This window comes from Streptomyces sp. NRRL S-337 (genome assembly GCF_000720175.1).
Classification (GTDB): Bacteria; Actinomycetota; Actinomycetes; order Streptomycetales; family Streptomycetaceae; genus Streptomyces; species Streptomyces siderophoricus.
The window spans coordinates 98,276-112,335 of sequence record NZ_JOIX01000019.1; the positions used below are offsets into that span (position 1 = coordinate 98,276).

Consider the following 14,060-nt stretch of genomic DNA (forward strand, 5'->3'; position numbering starts at 1 on the left):
GCCTGAGGTGCCGGTGTGCCGCGGGGCGGGCCGTCAGGGGCTTCCAGGGGGCCGTCAGGGGCTTTTCCAAGGCCCCTGGGGCCCCGCAGGGGCCGTCAGAGGCGACGCAGGCCCGTGAACGCCGTGCGCACCACGGCCTCGGCGACCTCGTCGCGACTCGCCGCGCCACCCCGCCCGGGCCGGTACCACTCCACGATCGAATTGATCATGCCGAAGAGCAGCCTCGTGGCGAGCCGGACGTCCACGTCGTCCCGCAGGTCGCCGTCGGCGGCGGCCTGCTTGAGCAGCGCGGCCACCTCGTGGTCGAACTCCCGGCGGCGCTCCATGGCCCACCGTTCGGTGTCCGTGTTCCCGCGCACCCGCAACAGCAGCGTCACGTAGGGGAGTTCGTCCATCAACACCTCGGTCACCCGGCGGGTGACGTGCTCCAGCCGCTCGATCGCCCGCCCCTGGAGGGCAGCCGGTTCCTCCAGCACGCCGAAGAGGCCGTCCAGGGCCCGGCTTATGGCACGGTGCAGCAGCTCTTCCTTGCTGCGCACGTGGTGGTAGATCGAGGACTTGGAGATGCCGGCCGCCTTGGAGAGGTGCTCCATGGAGGTGCCGTCGTAGCCGCGCTCGATGAACACCTCGACGGCGACGGCGAGCAGCGAATCGGGCGTGTAGGTGTCGCGCTTGGCCATGGTCATGATGAGAGCACCTGTTCGTCGAGGTCCGCACGGCGCCGCAGCGCCCAGGACGGTACGTAGCGTCCCTGGGCATTCTGGTGGTGCATCGAGTCCAGCAGGTCCCACACCCAGTAGGCGCCGAGCCGTTCGGCCCACTCCATGGGGCCCCCGGGGTAGTTGACGCCCAGCCGCATGGCCGTGTCGATGTCCTCAGGGGTGGCCACCCCGCGGGCGGCGGCATCCACGGCGAAGTCGACGATCATCGCGATCGTCCGGGCGACGATCATGCCCGGGACGTCGCCGATGACACTGACCTCCTTGCCCAGCGCCTGGAACAGCCCGACGGCCTCCGCGAGGTCCGACTCGGAGCAGGTCTCCGAGGCTGCCAGCGCGATCCGGGTGGCGGCCCGGTAGTCGAGCGAGAGGTCGAAGCGGATGTACTTGTCGTAGACGATGCTCGTCGCCGGGTAGCCGTTCGTAAGCGCGAGGCAGGCCCCACCGGGCAGCCGGAGGAAGCCCTCCGACTCGCCGGGCGTGCGGTCCCGGGTGACCTTGATGCCGGCCTCCTCGATCAGCTCGCGGAGCACCGCGGCGGGGCCGGGCAGCTTCGCGTGCAGGGCGACGGCGTCCGGAGCCGGGCAGGGCGCCGCGGTGTGCGGCGCGGGCCGCTTCGCACCCTCGGAGTAGTCGTACCAGCCGCGCCCCGTCTTGCGGCCGTGCAGCCCGGCCTCCACCAGCCTGCGCTGCGCCAGCGAGGGGGTGAACTTGGGGTCCTGGAAGAAGGACTGCCACACGGAGTGGGTGACCGCCTCGTTCACGTCCTGCCCGATGAGGTCGGTCAGCTCGAACGGCCCCATCTTGAAGCCCGCGCCGTCGCGCAGCACCGCGTCGATGGTGGCGGGGTCGGCGACCCGCTCCTCGTAGGCACGCAGCGCCTCGGCGTAGAAGGGGCGGGCGACGCGGTTGACGATGAAACCGGGGGTGTCGGCGCAGTGGACCGGCTTCTTCCCCCAGGCCGCGGCGGTGTCGTACGCCGTGGAGGCGGCCGCCTCGTCCGTGGCGAAGCCGCTGACCACCTCGACCAGCGGCAGCAGCGGCGCGGGGTTGAAGAAGTGCAGGCCCACGCAGCGGCCGGGGCGGCGCAGGCCGCCGGCGACGGCCGTCACGGACAGCGAGGACGTATTGGTGGCCAGGAGGCAGTCGTCGCCGACGATGTCCTCCAGCGACCTGAACAGCTCCTGTTTGGCGCTGAGCTCCTCCAGGATCGCCTCGATGACCAGCGCGGCGTCGGCCAGCTCGGCCAGGGCGGTGGCGGGGGAGAGGCGGTCGCGGGCGGCGTCCCGCTCGGCCGCCGTGATCCGGCCCTTTTCCACCAGCCGGTCCAGCCGCCGCACGAGCCCGCCGGCGGCCTGGCCCGCGCGCCCGGGGGCGCTGTCGTAGAGCCGTACGCGATGGCCGGCGACCAGCGCCACCTGCGCGATTCCCTGCCCCATGGTGCCCGTACCCACCACTGCCACGGTGTTGCCGGTGCCGATTGCCGTCATGCCAGCTGATCCTCCCCGACCGACTTTTCCACAGGCTCGCCGGGCCCTCTTGCCCCGACCGATCGTTCGGTTACTCTAACTCCGTTGTCCTGTCCGCTCCCAGCCCCATCCGCTCTCCGCCCGGCTCGACGAGGAGTTGGTCATCGATGGCCGCCGAAATGACCGCAGCGCAGTTGATCGAGAAGCACCGCCCGACCCTCGACCAGGCGCTGGAGGCGATCCGTACCCGCGCCTACTGGTCCCCGCACCCCGAGCACCCCAAGGCGTACGGCGAGACCGCCGCGGCCGACGGTGCGGCCGCGTTCGAGGCGCTGCGCGGCAAGCGCTTCGAGCTCACCCAGCCCGGCACGGACGACTGGACGGGCCAGGAGGTCTCGCCCTACGGGCCGGAGCTGGGGATCAGCTACCCGCACCCGGACGTGGACGTCCTGCTGCCCGCGATGCGCGCCACGATCCCCGCCTGGCGGGACGCCGGCCCGGAGCTGCGCGCGGCGGTCTGCCTGGAGATCCTGGCCCGGATCAGCGCCCGCACCCATGAGTTCGCCCAGGCCGTGATGCACACCAGCGGCCAGGCGTTCATGATGGCGTTCCAGGCCGGCGGACCGCACGCCCAGGACCGGGGCATGGAGGCGGTGGCGTACGCGTACGCCGAGCAGACCCGCACCCCGGGGCAGGCGGCCTGGTCCAAGCCGCAGGGCAAGCGCGACCCGCTGGAGCTGTCCAAGAGCTTCACGGCCGTGCCGCGCGGCGTGGCCCTGATGATCGGGTGCAACACCTTCCCGACCTGGAACGGCTACCCCGGCCTGTTCGCCTCCCTGGCCACCGGCAACCCGGTCCTGGTCAAGCCGCATCCGCGGGCCGTGCTGCCGCTGGCGATGACCGTCAAGGTGGCGCGCGAGGTCCTCGACGACGCCGGGTTCCCCGCCGACCTGGTGTGCCTGGCCGTGGACAAGCCGGACGAGGGCCTGGCCAAGACGCTGGCCGTCCGCCCCGAGGTGCGCATCATCGACTACACCGGCTCGACCGCGTTCGGCGACTGGCTGGAGACCCACGCCCGGCAGGCGGCGGTACACACCGAGAAGGCCGGCGTGAACACCGTCGTCATCGACTCCACCGATGACTACAAGGGCATGCTCAGCAACCTCGCCTTCTCCTTGTCGCTCTACAGCGGCCAGATGTGCACCACCCCGCAGAACCTGCTGATCCCCCGCGGCGGCATCACCACGGACGCCGGGCCCAAGTCGTACGACGAGGTGGTCAGCGACCTCGCGGGCGCGGTGAGCGGGCTGCTGGGCGACGACGCGCGGGCCAACGCGCTGCTGGGCGCGATCGTCAATCCGCAGGTCAAGGAGCGGATCGACGCCGCCGCCGGGCTCGGCGAGGTGGCCCTGGCCTCCCGTGAGGTGGCCAACCCCGACTTCCCCGGGGCGACGGTCCGCACCCCGGTGATCGTCAAGCTGGACGGCGCCAAGCCGGATGCCGAGGCGGCGTATCTGTCGGAGTGCTTCGGGCCGGTGTCGTTCGCGGTGGCCGTCGACTCCGCCGCCGTCGCAGTGGACCTGCTGCGGCGGACGGTCCGCGAGAAGGGCGCCATGACGGTCGGCGCGTACACCACGGACGCCGAGGTCGAGCGGCTGGTGGAGGACGCCTGCCTGGAGGAGTGCGCCCAGCTGTCGCTGAACCTCACCGGCGGGGTCTATGTGAACCAGACCGCGGCGTTCTCGGACTTCCACGGCTCCGGCGGTAACCCGGCGGCGAATGCGGTGCTCTGCGACGGCGCGTTCGTGGCCAACCGCTTCCGGATGGTGGAGGTGCGCCGACCCGCATGACGTCGCGCGGGCCGGGCGCCGGCCCGCGTGAGGTGGCCGGGGCCGGCGCCGGTCAGCCGGCGTCCGGCCCGTCGATCCGCGCGTGGCGGCCGATCCAGGCGTGCATCGCGATGGCGGCCGCCGCCCCCGCGTTGATCGAGCGGGTCGAGCCGAACTGCGCGATCGAGCAGACCAGCGAGGCGTGGCGGCGCGCCTCCTCGGTCAGCCCCGGGCCCTCCTGACCGAAGAGGAGCACACAGCGCCGCGGCAGCTCCGTCGTCTCCAACGGCACGGCCCCCGGGAGATTGTCGATCCCGATGATCGGCAGTCCCTCGGCGGTGGCCCAGGCGGTGAGGTCCGCGGTGTCCGGGTGGTGGCGGACGTGCTGGTAGCGGTCGGTCACCATCGCCCCGCGCCTGTTCCAGCGCCGCTGGCCGACGATGTGGACCTCCTTGGCCAGGAACGCGTTCGCGGTGCGCACGACGGAGCCGATGTTGAAGTCGTGGCCCCAGTTCTCGACCGCGACGTGGAAGTCGTGGCGGCGGGTGTCGAGGTCCGCGACGATCGCCTCCCGCGTCCAGTAGCGGTAGTGGTCGACGACGTTGCGGCGATCGCCGTGTGCGAGCAGCTCCGGATCGTAACGGTCGTCCTGCGGCCAGGGCGCCGGATGCGGGCCGACGCCGATCTGGGTCCCGTAGCCCTCGTCGTACTGAAGGGGCTCGGCGGGGGCGGTTTTCTCGCTGCTCACCCCACGAGCGTATGGCCACCGCCGCCGTGCTCCGTACGGGCCGGGGGTTCACCGCCTCCGGGGCCGCCGTCCGGTCCGGCCGCGAGGGTGCGCGGGAAGAGCCGTTCGCGCAGGCCGGAGACGCGGGTGGAGAGCCAGGTCAGGAAGTTCGTCGGCAGGAAGACCGCGTCCGCGGCGATCATGGCGAGCGAGAAGAACGGCAGCCCCAGCAGGAACGCGATCGAGAGGTGCTCGCAGATCATGATGACCAGGAGCACGTTCTTGAGCCGGCGGTTGAAGAGCGTGAAGGGGAAGGCCACCTGGACGATCACCGTGCCGTAGGTGATCAGCATGACCATCAGGCCGTTGCTGCCGAGCAGCTGGGAGAGCGCGGGCCAGGGCGAGAAGTAGTCCAGGTGCATCGGGTAGTAGACCGCGGTGCCGTCCTGCCAGCGGGAACCCTGGATCTTGTACCAGCCGGCGGTGGAGTACACCAGGCAGACCTCGACCATGATCACCAGCAGTGCGCCGTTGTGGGCGAGCTTGGTGAGGGTGTCCAGGACGGTGCGCGGCTCCCCCGGTGCGTAGCGCTGGACCGCCCACCAGAGCCCGTGCGCAACCCACAGGCCCCACAGGACCAGGCTCCAGCCGATGTGGGGGAACGGGCCGTTGTCGAACCACAGGAGGGCGTAGCTGCCGGTGAGCTGCGCGACGGCGAGGGCGAGGCCGAGCACGGCCCACAGGACGATGCCGGTCAGATCGCGTCCGCGGCCCGCACCCGGCGTGCGTACGGCGGTCTGCGCCTGCTCGGACGCCTCCCCGCCGGCCGCGGACACCTCGGCCGCGGACGCCTCCGCCGCGGTCCGGGCACGCTTGGCACGGCGTGCGTCCAGCGACCAGACCTGGCCGCACCGGGTGAGCACGAGATACATCGACATCAGGTGGATGACGTTGTCGCCGCCGTCCCCTATGAAGACGCTGCGGTTCTGCAGCGAGATCACGCCCAGCATGAAGAGCACCGACATGGTGCGGGTGCGCCAGCCGAGCAGCAGCGCCGCACTGGACGCGACGGCCATCAGGTAGACGCACTCGAACCAGCCGCGGCCGTCGGACCACAGCAGCATGGAGAAGGCGTGGTTGGCGTCCAGGAGGCGGCGCGCCATGTCCAGGCTCCAGGGGCTGTCGGGCCCGTAGAGCGTCAGGCGGTGCGGCCACTCGCGCAGCAGGAACAGCAGCCAGGTCGCCGAGAAGCCGATCCGGATCACTGCGGTCTGGTACGGGGCCAGCGCGCGGCCGGTGGCGCGGCCGAAGAGGCGGCCGACGGCGCGCTCGATCCGGGTCTCCTCGTAGGGGGCCGGGGTCGCGGCGGGGGCCTGGGGGTCGTGGGGTGCGTGCGCCTGCTGCGGCACGTCGGTGGGCTCCGTGGTGTGCGAGGGCTGCGAGGTGTTCTGGGGCTGCTGGGGCATCGGGGACGTCACTGGCTGTTCGCCCCCTCGGGCAGGTCGGCCGTGGTGACCTGCCACCAGGGCTGCACGCGGTACACGGGCTTGTCGCTGATCTTCTCGGTGCTCCACGGCGGCGGGCTGACGGCGGCCGTACGGGAGCGGACCTGGATGCGCTCGACCCGGCCGCCGCCCGCGGTCCACTCGCCCTGCATCCGGAACATCACGATCCGCCGGATGTAGCGCTCGGCCAGCTCGCCGCGGGTGCCGATGGGGCGGCCCTGGGCGTTGTGGCTGTTGAGGAAGAGCTCCCAGCCCCGGCGCAGCTGATTCTGCTCGGTGTGGCTGGGCAGCGGGTTGTGGAGTATGGCCCGGCCGTCACGGGCGGTCAGGTCGGTCCAGCCGGTGGTGCGGCCGTTGCCGTCCTCGGCACGGACCTCCGCGCGGACCTGGACCGCGACGTTCTGCTGGAGGGGGTTGGGTGCGAACAGCTTCCAGTTCTGTTCGTACTCGGGATAGACGTAGTCGCTGATCAGGGCGCCCTGCTGCTTGCTGAGCGTGTTCTGCGGCGCGACGTGCAGAAACATCATGGCGAGATGAATCGCGACGATGACGGCGACGGCGCAGGCCGCCACGCCTATGACGATCCGCGAGGGTAGCGACAGCGCGGCCAAAGGCCGCGGTTCGTCCCCGTATGACTGCATTCCCGCCCCGTTCCCGTAAATCCATGCGGTCAACTCCGCTGGGGAACCGTACCTACGCGGCCGCACCGGGCACACCCTCCCCCGACTTATCCACAGGCTTGACACCCGCTGCCCGCCCACTCACCATTGAACCGAACGATCGGTCGGTCGGGAGCGAGGGGGCACACATGACGACGATCGCGCCGGAGGAGGCGGCTCAGGAGGCCGCGTTCGACGCCACCGTGGCCGCGGAAGAGCGGATCGAGCCACGGGACTGGATGCCGGAGGCGTACCGCTCCACACTCGTGCGGCAGATAGCGCAGCACGCCCACTCCGAGATCATCGGCATGCAGCCGGAGGCCAACTGGATCACCCGCGCGCCCTCCCTGCGCCGCAAGGCGATCCTGATGGCCAAGGTGCAGGACGAGGCCGGCCACGGCCTGTATCTCTACAGCGCCGCCGAAACCCTCGGCACAAGCCGCGACGAGCTCCTCGACAAGCTCCACACCGGCCGCCAGAAGTACTCCTCGATCTTCAACTACCCGACCCTGACCTGGGCGGACGTCGGAGCCATCGGCTGGCTGGTGGACGGCGCGGCGATCACCAACCAGGTCCCGCTGTGCCGGTGCTCCTACGGCCCCTACGCCCGCGCGATGGTCCGCATCTGCAAGGAGGAGTCCTTCCACCAGCGCCAGGGCTACGAGCTCCTGCTGACCCTCAGCCGCGGCACGGACGCCCAGCACGCGATGGCGCAGGACGCGGTCAACCGCTGGTGGTGGCCCTCCCTGATGATGTTCGGCCCGCCGGACGACGAGTCCTCGCACTCCGCCCAGTCCATGGCCTGGAAGATCAAGCGGCACTCCAACGACGAGCTCCGCCAGCGCTTCGTCGACATCTGCGTCCCCCAGGCCGAGGCCCTCGGCCTCACCCTCCCCGACCCCGACCTGGTGTGGAACGAGGACCGCGGTCATCACGACTTCGGCTCCATCGACTGGACCGAGTTCCGCGAGGTCCTCAAGGGCAACGGACCCTGCAACGAACAGCGGATCAACCGCCGCCGACGGGCCCACGAAGAAGGCGCCTGGGTGCGCGAGGCAGCCGCCGCACACGCGGCCAAGCACGGGAAGGCCGGACGATGACGACGACACCCCGCCCCGCGGAAAGCCGCGCCTCCGGCGCCCCCGCCGAAGCGGCGGACGCCCGCCCCACCGACTGGCCCCTGTGGGAGGTCTTCGTCCGCAGCCGCCGCGGCCTGTCGCACACCCACGCCGGCAGCCTCCACGCCCCGGACGCCGAGATGGCACTGCGCAACGCCCGCGACCTCTACACCCGGCGCTCCGAAGGCGTCTCCCTCTGGGTGGTGCCCTCCGCCCAGATCACCGCCTCCTCCCCGGACGAGAAGGACGCCTTCTTCGAGCCGGCCGGCGACAAGCCCTACCGCCACCCGACCTTCTACGAGATCCCGGAGGGGGTGCACCACCTGTGAGGGACACCGTGACCACCCCCGCCCTGCCCCTCGGGGACGACGCGCTGATCCTCTCCCACCGCCTGGGCGAGTGGGCCGGCCACGCCCCGGTCCTGGAGGAGGAGGTGGCGCTGGCCAACATCGCGCTGGACCTGCTCGGCCAGGCCCGGGTGCTGCTCTCCCTGGCCGGCGACGAGGACGAGCTGGCGTATCTGCGCGAGGAGCGGGAGTTCCGCAACCTCCAGCTCGTCGAGCAGCCCAACGGCGACTTCGCCCACACCATCGCCCGCCAGCTCTACTTCTCCACCTTCCAGGAGCTGCTCTTCGAGCAACTGGCAAGCGGAGACACCGAGTTGGCGCCCCTGGCCGGTAAGGCCGTCAAGGAGGTCGCCTACCACCGCGACCACGCCGCCCAATGGACCCTCCGGCTGGGCGACGGCACCGACGAGAGCCACACCCGGATGCAGCGCGCCCTGGACGCCCTCTGGCGCTTCACGGGCGAGATGTTCGAGCCGGTGGCCGGGCTGGAGGCGCTGCCCTGGGCCACGTTCCACGACGTGTGGACCACCCGCATCACCGCCACCGTCGAGCAGGCCACCCTCCGCCTCCCCGAAGGGCCGCAGCGCGGCGCCTGGACCGCCGGCGCGGGCCGCCAGGGCCTGCACACCGAACCGTTCGGACGATTGCTCGCCGAGATGCAGCACCTCCACCGCAGCCACCCGGGGGCGACATGGTGACCACCGGAGACACCACGACCACCAGGCCCGGCAGGCCCCCTACGGCCGACACAGCCGGCAGGCCCACCACGGGCGGCACGGCAAGCACGGCCGGCACGGTCGAGACGGTCGGCGCGGTCGAGACGGTCGGCGCGGTCGAGACGGTCGGCGCGGTCGAGACGGTCGGCGCGGCCACCCCGCCCCCCACCCCCACCACGGCCCTCGAAGCGGAACTGCTGGCACTGGCCGGCTCCGTTCCCGACCCAGAGCTGCCCGTCCTCACCCTCGCCGAACTCGGCGTCCTGCGCGGGCTGCGGCTGACCGCCCCCGGCCGCGTCGAGGTCGAGCTCACCCCCACCTACACCGGCTGCCCCGCCATCGAGGCCATGTCCGCCGACATCGAGCGGATACTCCACGACCACGGCATACCCGACGTCGAGGTCCGTACGGTCCTCAGCCCGCCCTGGACCACGGACGCCATCACCGCCGAGGGCCGCCGCAAGCTGGCCGACTTCGGCATCGCCCCACCGCGCCCCGCCGGCCCGTCCGGCGGACCGGTCTCCGTCACCCTCACGATCCGCTGCCCGCACTGCGGATCGACCGACACCACCCTGCTGAGCCGGTTCTCCTCCACGGCCTGCAAGGCGCTGCGCCGCTGCGAGTCCTGCCGCGAACCCTTCGACCACTTCAAGGAGTTGTGATGTTCCACCCGCTCCGGGTCCAGGAGGTCGAACGGCTCACGGACGACGCGGTGGCCGTCACCTTCACCGTCCCGCCCGAACTCCGCAGCGCCTTCCGGCACACCCCCGGGCAGCACATCGCCCTGCGCAGGACGGTCGACGGCCAGGAGATCCGCCGTACGTACTCCATCTGCGCCCCGGCCACCGACGAGCCCGTCCTGCGCGTCGGCATCCGGCACGTCGAGGACGGCGCCTTCTCGACCTACGCGCTCAAGGAGCTGGCGGTCGGCGACACGGTGGAGGTGATGGCCCCGGCCGGCCGGTTCGTCCTCGCCCCGCGCCCCGGTCACTTCGTGGGGATCGTCGGCGGCAGCGGCATCACCCCCGTACTGTCCATCGCCACCACCCTCCTCTCCCAGCAGCCCGAGGCCCGCTTCTGCCTGATCCGCAGCGACCGCACCGCGGCCTCGACGATGTTCCTGGAGGAGGTCGCCGACCTGAAGGACCGCTATCCCGACCGCTTCCAGCTGATCCACACCCTCTCCCGCGAGGAACAGCAGGCCGGCCTGCCCTCCGGCCGCCTGGACGAGGACCGCCTCCGCACCCTGCTGCCCGCCCTGCTGAGGACCGACGCCATCGACGGCTGGTACCTCTGCGGCCCGTACGGCCTGGTCCAGGGCGCCGAACGCGCCCTGCGCGCCCTCGACGTCCCCCGCAACCGCATCCACGAAGAGATCTTCCACGTCGACAACGGCACCCCGACCGCGCCCGTGGCCAAGGCCCCGGCGCACAGCACGGTGACCGCCACCCTCGACGGCCGCTCCGGCACCTGGCCCGTCCACGACGGCGAATCGCTCCTCGAAGCCGTCCTCCGCAACCGCGCCGACGCCCCCTACGCCTGCAAGGGCGGCGTCTGCGGCACCTGCCGGGCCTTCCTGGTCTCCGGCGAGATACGCATGGACCGCAACTTCGCCCTCGAATCCGACGAGGTCGACGCCGGCTACGTCCTCGCCTGCCAGTCCCACCCGGCCACGGAGAAGGTGGAGCTGGACTTCGATCGGTAGGACCGGGGGGCGCCGCAGGACGGGGGGACGGCCGTAGAGCTGGTCTGCCGCCTCTTCACCACCACCGCCATTCCCAATTCCTGAAACATGTTCTACCTTGGCGCCTGACTTGACGGCTCGTCAGGTCGTGGTGGCGTGCGGAAGGAAGGACAGGCAGTGGACTTCACCTTCACCGAGGAGCAACAGGCCGCCGTCGAAGCGGCGCGGGCCGTCTTCTCGGGGACCGCTCCGGACGACGTACCCAGCCCGGCACTCACCACCGGAGCGGTTGCCGACGACTTCGACCGCGCACTGTGGCGCAAGCTCGCCGACGCGGATCTGCTGGGCCTGCTCATCGCTCCGGACCACGGCGGCGCCGGCCTCGACCCGATAGCCCTCTGTCTCATACTGCGCGAATCGGCGAAGGTGCTGGCCCGCGTGCCTCTGCTGGAGTCCGGCGCGGCCGCGCTCACCCTCCAGCGGTACGCCGATGCCGCCCTCCGTACGGACGTACTGCCGCAGATCGCCACCGGCGACCTCGTCGTCACGGTCGCCGCAGCCGGCCGTACGGGCCATGAACCGGCCGAACTCGCCGTACGCGCCACCCACGAGGGCACCGACTGGATCCTCGACGGCACGCAGACCGCCGTCCCCTGGGCCGCGACCGCCGACCGGATCCTGCTGCCCGCACACACCGCCGAGGGCCACGCCGTCCTCACCCTCGTGCCCCGTGCCCACCCAGGCGTCACGCTCTCCGACCAGATCTCGACCAGCGGCGAGCGCCAGGCCGAGGTACGGCTCGAATCCGTTCGTATCAGCGCCGCCGAAACGCTCACGGACCCGGCCGCCTGGGAATCCCTCCGCCACCTCCTGACCATCGGCACCTGCGCCCTGGCCCTGGGGCTCGGCGAGCGGGTACTTGCCATGACCAGCGAGTACACCGGCAAGCGCGAACAGTTCGGGTTCCCGCTGGCCACCTTCCAGGCGGTAGCGGTCCAGACCGCCGATCGCTTCATCGACCTGCGCGCCATGGAGGCCACCCTCTGGCAAGCCGCCTGGCGCCTCACCTCCGACGCGCCCGGCCCGCTCCCACCGGCCGGGGACATCGCGGTCGCCAAGATCTGGGCCTCCGAGGGCGTACGCCGCGTCGTCCAGACCGCCCAGCACCTGCACGGCGGTTTCGGTGCCGACACCGACTACCCGCTGCACCGCTACCACGCCTGGGCCAAGCACCTCGAACTCTCCCTCGGCCCCGCCGCCGCCCACGAAGAGGCCCTCGGCGACCTGATCGCGGCGCATCCGCTCGGGTGAGCTTCGGTGGGGAGGGCGGGCGGACTCACCGGGTGGTCGTGCGCTCATGGGCTGGTGCGCGCTTCCTGGCTATCGCACGCTCCCCGGGGTATCGCGCGCTCGCCGGGCTGGTGCCCGCTCATCGGACGAGCGTGCTGCCCTCTCGGCCCGCCCGGGGGGGAGGGGCGGGGCGTAGGGGTAGGGCGTGGCGGGCGTGGCGACGCACGTGGGCAGCGTGCAGCGGCAGGTGGGGCGGCCAAGTGGGGCCGGCCAGGTGGGTGGCGGAGGTCGGCCAACTGTGCCACGCAGGCACTGGCCGGCCAGCCGTGACCAGCTAGGCACTGCCCGGCCATACACCGGCCCGGTAGGCACCGACCGGCTAGATAACCGTCCCCGTTCCGCCCTTACCGTCGGAAACGGGACGACCCGCAGCCTCCCATGCCTGCATACCGCCCGCGACGTTCACGGCGTCGATGCCCTGCTGGACCAGGTACTGCGCCACCTGGGCCGAACGGCCACCGACGCGGCACAGGACGTAGACCTTGTCGCCCTCGGGCGCCTTCTCGGTCAGCTCCCCGCAGCGGGCGACGAACTCGCTCATCGGGATGTGCAGCGCACCCTCGGCGTGCCCCGCCTCCCACTCGTCGTCCTCCCGGACGTCCAGGAGGAAGGCCTCGGCCGAGAGCGCATCGACACCGACGGTGGGTACAGAACCAAATTGCATGGTCCCGACGCTACCCGACCAGCTGCGTGAGGTAAGCCTCACGTTCTGCGACGTCGGCGAGCAGCTTCTCGGCGATCTCGTCCAGCAGCCGGTCCGGGTCCTCCGGGGCCATCTTGATCATCGCGCCGATAGCGCTCTCCTCCAGCTCGGCGGCAACGGCCGCCAGCAATTCCTTGCGCGTGGCCAGCCACTCCAGGCGGGCGTAGAGCTCCTCGCTCTCGCTGAGCCGCTCCTCGGCCGGCGCCGGACCGGTCTCCCACTCCCGCGCCAGCTCCCGCAGTGCCCCCTCATCGCCCCGGCCGTACGCCGCATTGACCCGCGCGATGAACGCATCCCGCCGCGCCCGCTCCGCGTCGTCCCGCGCCAGGTCCGGGTGGGCCTTGCGGACCAGCTCGCGGTAGGCCTTACGGGCCTCCTCGCTGGGCCGTACCTTCTGCGGCGGCTGCACCGGCTGCTCGGTGAGCATCGCCTGAGCCTCCGGGAACAGCCCGTCCGACCCCATCCAGCCGTGGAACAGCTCTTCCACCTCCGGCATCGGCAGTACCGACGCCCGGGCCTCGTGCGCCTTGCGGATGTCCTCGGGGTCGCCGGTACGCGCTGCCACGGCCTCGGCGATCTGCGCGTCCAGCTCGTCCAGCCGCGCGTACATGGGGCCGAGCCGCTGGTGGTGCAGCCGGGAGAAGTTCTCCACCTCCACCCGGAACGTCTCCACCGCGATCTCGAACTCGATCAACGCCCGCTCCGCCGCCAGCACGGCCTTGGCCAACCGCCGCGTCCCCTCGTCGGCCGCGTCTTGAGGGTTGGGGTCCTGCTGACCTCGGGAGTCCTGGCCGGGGGAATTTTGGCCGGGGGATGGGTCCGGATCAACGGACGGGGCCTGGTCGGCGGAGGCGCCCTGACCGGTGGATGGGTCCGGGCCGGTGACATTTGCGGGTTCGCCCGACGCGGCGGCGTCGCCGGACGAGCCGGAGCCGTCAAACGGGGCCGGCTGTCCTTCCGTGCCGGCGGTTGGGGCGCCCTGGCCGCCGTCGCGAGCATCCGACGCCTGCGGTCCCCCCAGGGCATCCGCCGTGCCCGGTCCGTCCGCTCGGTGCTGGCCGTCCTGTGTGTTCTCCGCGTGCGAGTTCGTCACCCGGTCAGCGTACGGCCCGAGCCGACCCCCGCCCTGCCTCGCCACCGGCTGAAGGCTTTCGTCACCCGTACCTCGGCCATGGCCTGCCCTGGAGGGTGGCGGGTCACCTTTCCCTGCTGCCTTCCCCCTGGGCCCCTCCCC

The 14,060-nt window shown here is 71.7% G+C and carries 14 protein-coding genes; 7 read left to right on the forward strand and 7 right to left on the reverse strand.

The window, feature by feature from the left end; translation table 11 throughout:
• Window positions 1-95: 95 nt before the first annotated feature.
• Window positions 96-686, reverse strand: coding sequence for a TetR/AcrR family transcriptional regulator (locus IG62_RS0116905; protein ID WP_030802949.1), 591 nt, complete (start codon window positions 684-686; stop codon window positions 96-98).
• Complete coding sequence (locus IG62_RS0116910; protein WP_030802951.1) at window positions 683-2,209, reverse strand: 3-hydroxyacyl-CoA dehydrogenase; 1,527 nt, start codon at window positions 2,207-2,209, stop codon at window positions 683-685. The genes IG62_RS0116905 and IG62_RS0116910 overlap by 4 nt, the downstream gene beginning before the upstream one ends.
• Before the next feature lie 146 nt (window positions 2,210-2,355).
• Between IG62_RS0116910 and paaN the strand changes: the two genes are divergently transcribed.
• The gene (gene paaN / locus IG62_RS0116915; RefSeq protein WP_030802953.1) at window positions 2,356-4,038 is read left to right on the forward strand and encodes a phenylacetic acid degradation protein PaaN; all 1,683 of its coding nucleotides are present in this window, start codon (window positions 2,356-2,358) and stop codon (window positions 4,036-4,038) included.
• Between the two features lie 52 nt (window positions 4,039-4,090).
• Here paaN and IG62_RS0116920 read toward each other — a convergent pair whose 3' ends face one another.
• The 3 genes from IG62_RS0116920 to IG62_RS0116930 are packed head-to-tail and all read right to left on the reverse strand — an operon-like array spanning window position 4,091 to window position 6,890.
• Complete coding sequence (locus IG62_RS0116920) at window positions 4,091-4,765, reverse strand: TrmH family RNA methyltransferase (protein WP_030802955.1); 675 nt, start codon at window positions 4,763-4,765, stop codon at window positions 4,091-4,093.
• Complete coding sequence (locus IG62_RS0116925; protein ID WP_107053000.1) at window positions 4,762-6,210, reverse strand: HTTM domain-containing protein; 1,449 nt, start codon at window positions 6,208-6,210, stop codon at window positions 4,762-4,764. The genes IG62_RS0116920 and IG62_RS0116925 overlap by 4 nt, the downstream gene beginning before the upstream one ends.
• 8 nt (window positions 6,211-6,218) lie before the next feature.
• On the reverse strand, window positions 6,219-6,890 hold the full coding sequence (locus tag IG62_RS0116930; RefSeq protein ID WP_030802959.1) for a DUF5819 family protein: 672 nt from the start codon (window positions 6,888-6,890) through the stop codon (window positions 6,219-6,221).
• Between the two features lie 167 nt (window positions 6,891-7,057).
• Here IG62_RS0116930 and paaA point away from each other — a divergent pair, with 167 nt between their 5' ends.
• The 6 genes from paaA to IG62_RS0116960 all read left to right on the forward strand — a co-directional run bounded on the left by paaA (window position 7,058) and on the right by IG62_RS0116960 (window position 12,084).
• Entirely contained in the window at window positions 7,058-8,008 is a 951-nt protein-coding gene (gene paaA, locus IG62_RS0116935) for a 1,2-phenylacetyl-CoA epoxidase subunit PaaA (protein WP_030802962.1), read from the forward strand.
• A complete protein-coding gene (gene paaB / locus IG62_RS0116940) occupies window positions 8,005-8,355 on the forward strand; it encodes a 1,2-phenylacetyl-CoA epoxidase subunit PaaB (protein WP_199812487.1) in 351 nt (116 codons plus the stop codon). The genes paaA and paaB overlap by 4 nt, the downstream gene beginning before the upstream one ends.
• A complete protein-coding gene (gene paaC / locus IG62_RS0116945; protein WP_030802967.1) occupies window positions 8,352-9,071 on the forward strand; it encodes a 1,2-phenylacetyl-CoA epoxidase subunit PaaC in 720 nt (239 codons plus the stop codon). Before paaB ends, paaC begins: the two co-directional genes overlap by 4 nt.
• 212 nt (window positions 9,072-9,283) lie before the next feature.
• The gene (gene paaD / locus IG62_RS0116950) at window positions 9,284-9,751 is read left to right on the forward strand and encodes a 1,2-phenylacetyl-CoA epoxidase subunit PaaD (protein WP_030802971.1); all 468 of its coding nucleotides are present in this window, start codon (window positions 9,284-9,286) and stop codon (window positions 9,749-9,751) included.
• Entirely contained in the window at window positions 9,751-10,794 is a 1,044-nt protein-coding gene (gene paaE / locus IG62_RS0116955; RefSeq protein WP_030802974.1) for a 1,2-phenylacetyl-CoA epoxidase subunit PaaE, read from the forward strand. Before paaD ends, paaE begins: the two co-directional genes overlap by 1 nt.
• Window positions 10,795-10,950: 156 nt before the next feature.
• Window positions 10,951-12,084: an acyl-CoA dehydrogenase family protein gene (locus IG62_RS0116960; protein ID WP_030802977.1), complete on the forward strand. Its 1,134-nt coding sequence runs from the start codon at window positions 10,951-10,953 to the stop codon at window positions 12,082-12,084.
• Between the two features lie 358 nt (window positions 12,085-12,442).
• Here IG62_RS0116960 and IG62_RS0116965 read toward each other — a convergent pair whose 3' ends face one another.
• Complete coding sequence (locus IG62_RS0116965) at window positions 12,443-12,787, reverse strand: rhodanese-like domain-containing protein (RefSeq protein ID WP_030802980.1); 345 nt, start codon at window positions 12,785-12,787, stop codon at window positions 12,443-12,445.
• A 10-nt stretch (window positions 12,788-12,797) separates the two neighbouring features.
• Window positions 12,798-13,919 (reverse strand): J domain-containing protein, encoded by a 1,122-nt coding sequence (locus IG62_RS0116970; protein WP_234326574.1) that lies wholly within the window; start codon window positions 13,917-13,919, stop codon window positions 12,798-12,800.
• Window positions 13,920-14,060 lie beyond the last annotated feature (141 nt).

Coding starts and splice junctions, on each gene's coding strand:
- IG62_RS0116925 (WP_107053000.1), bottom strand. CDS start 6,210: ATGCCCCAGCAGCCCCAGAACACCTCGCAGCCCTCGCACACCACGGAG.
- paaN (WP_030802953.1), top strand. CDS start 2,356: ATGGCCGCCGAAATGACCGCAGCGCAGTTGATCGAGAAGCACCGCCCG.
- paaB (WP_199812487.1), top strand. CDS start 8,005: ATGACGACGACACCCCGCCCCGCGGAAAGCCGCGCCTCCGGCGCCCCC.
- IG62_RS0116910 (WP_030802951.1), bottom strand. CDS start 2,209: ATGACGGCAATCGGCACCGGCAACACCGTGGCAGTGGTGGGTACGGGC.
- paaE (WP_030802974.1), top strand. CDS start 9,751: ATGTTCCACCCGCTCCGGGTCCAGGAGGTCGAACGGCTCACGGACGAC.
- IG62_RS0116930 (WP_030802959.1), bottom strand. CDS start 6,890: ATGCAGTCATACGGGGACGAACCGCGGCCTTTGGCCGCGCTGTCGCTA.
- paaA (WP_030802962.1), top strand. CDS start 7,058: ATGACGACGATCGCGCCGGAGGAGGCGGCTCAGGAGGCCGCGTTCGAC.
- IG62_RS0116965 (WP_030802980.1), bottom strand. CDS start 12,787: ATGCAATTTGGTTCTGTACCCACCGTCGGTGTCGATGCGCTCTCGGCC.
- IG62_RS0116905 (WP_030802949.1), bottom strand. CDS start 686: ATGACCATGGCCAAGCGCGACACCTACACGCCCGATTCGCTGCTCGCC.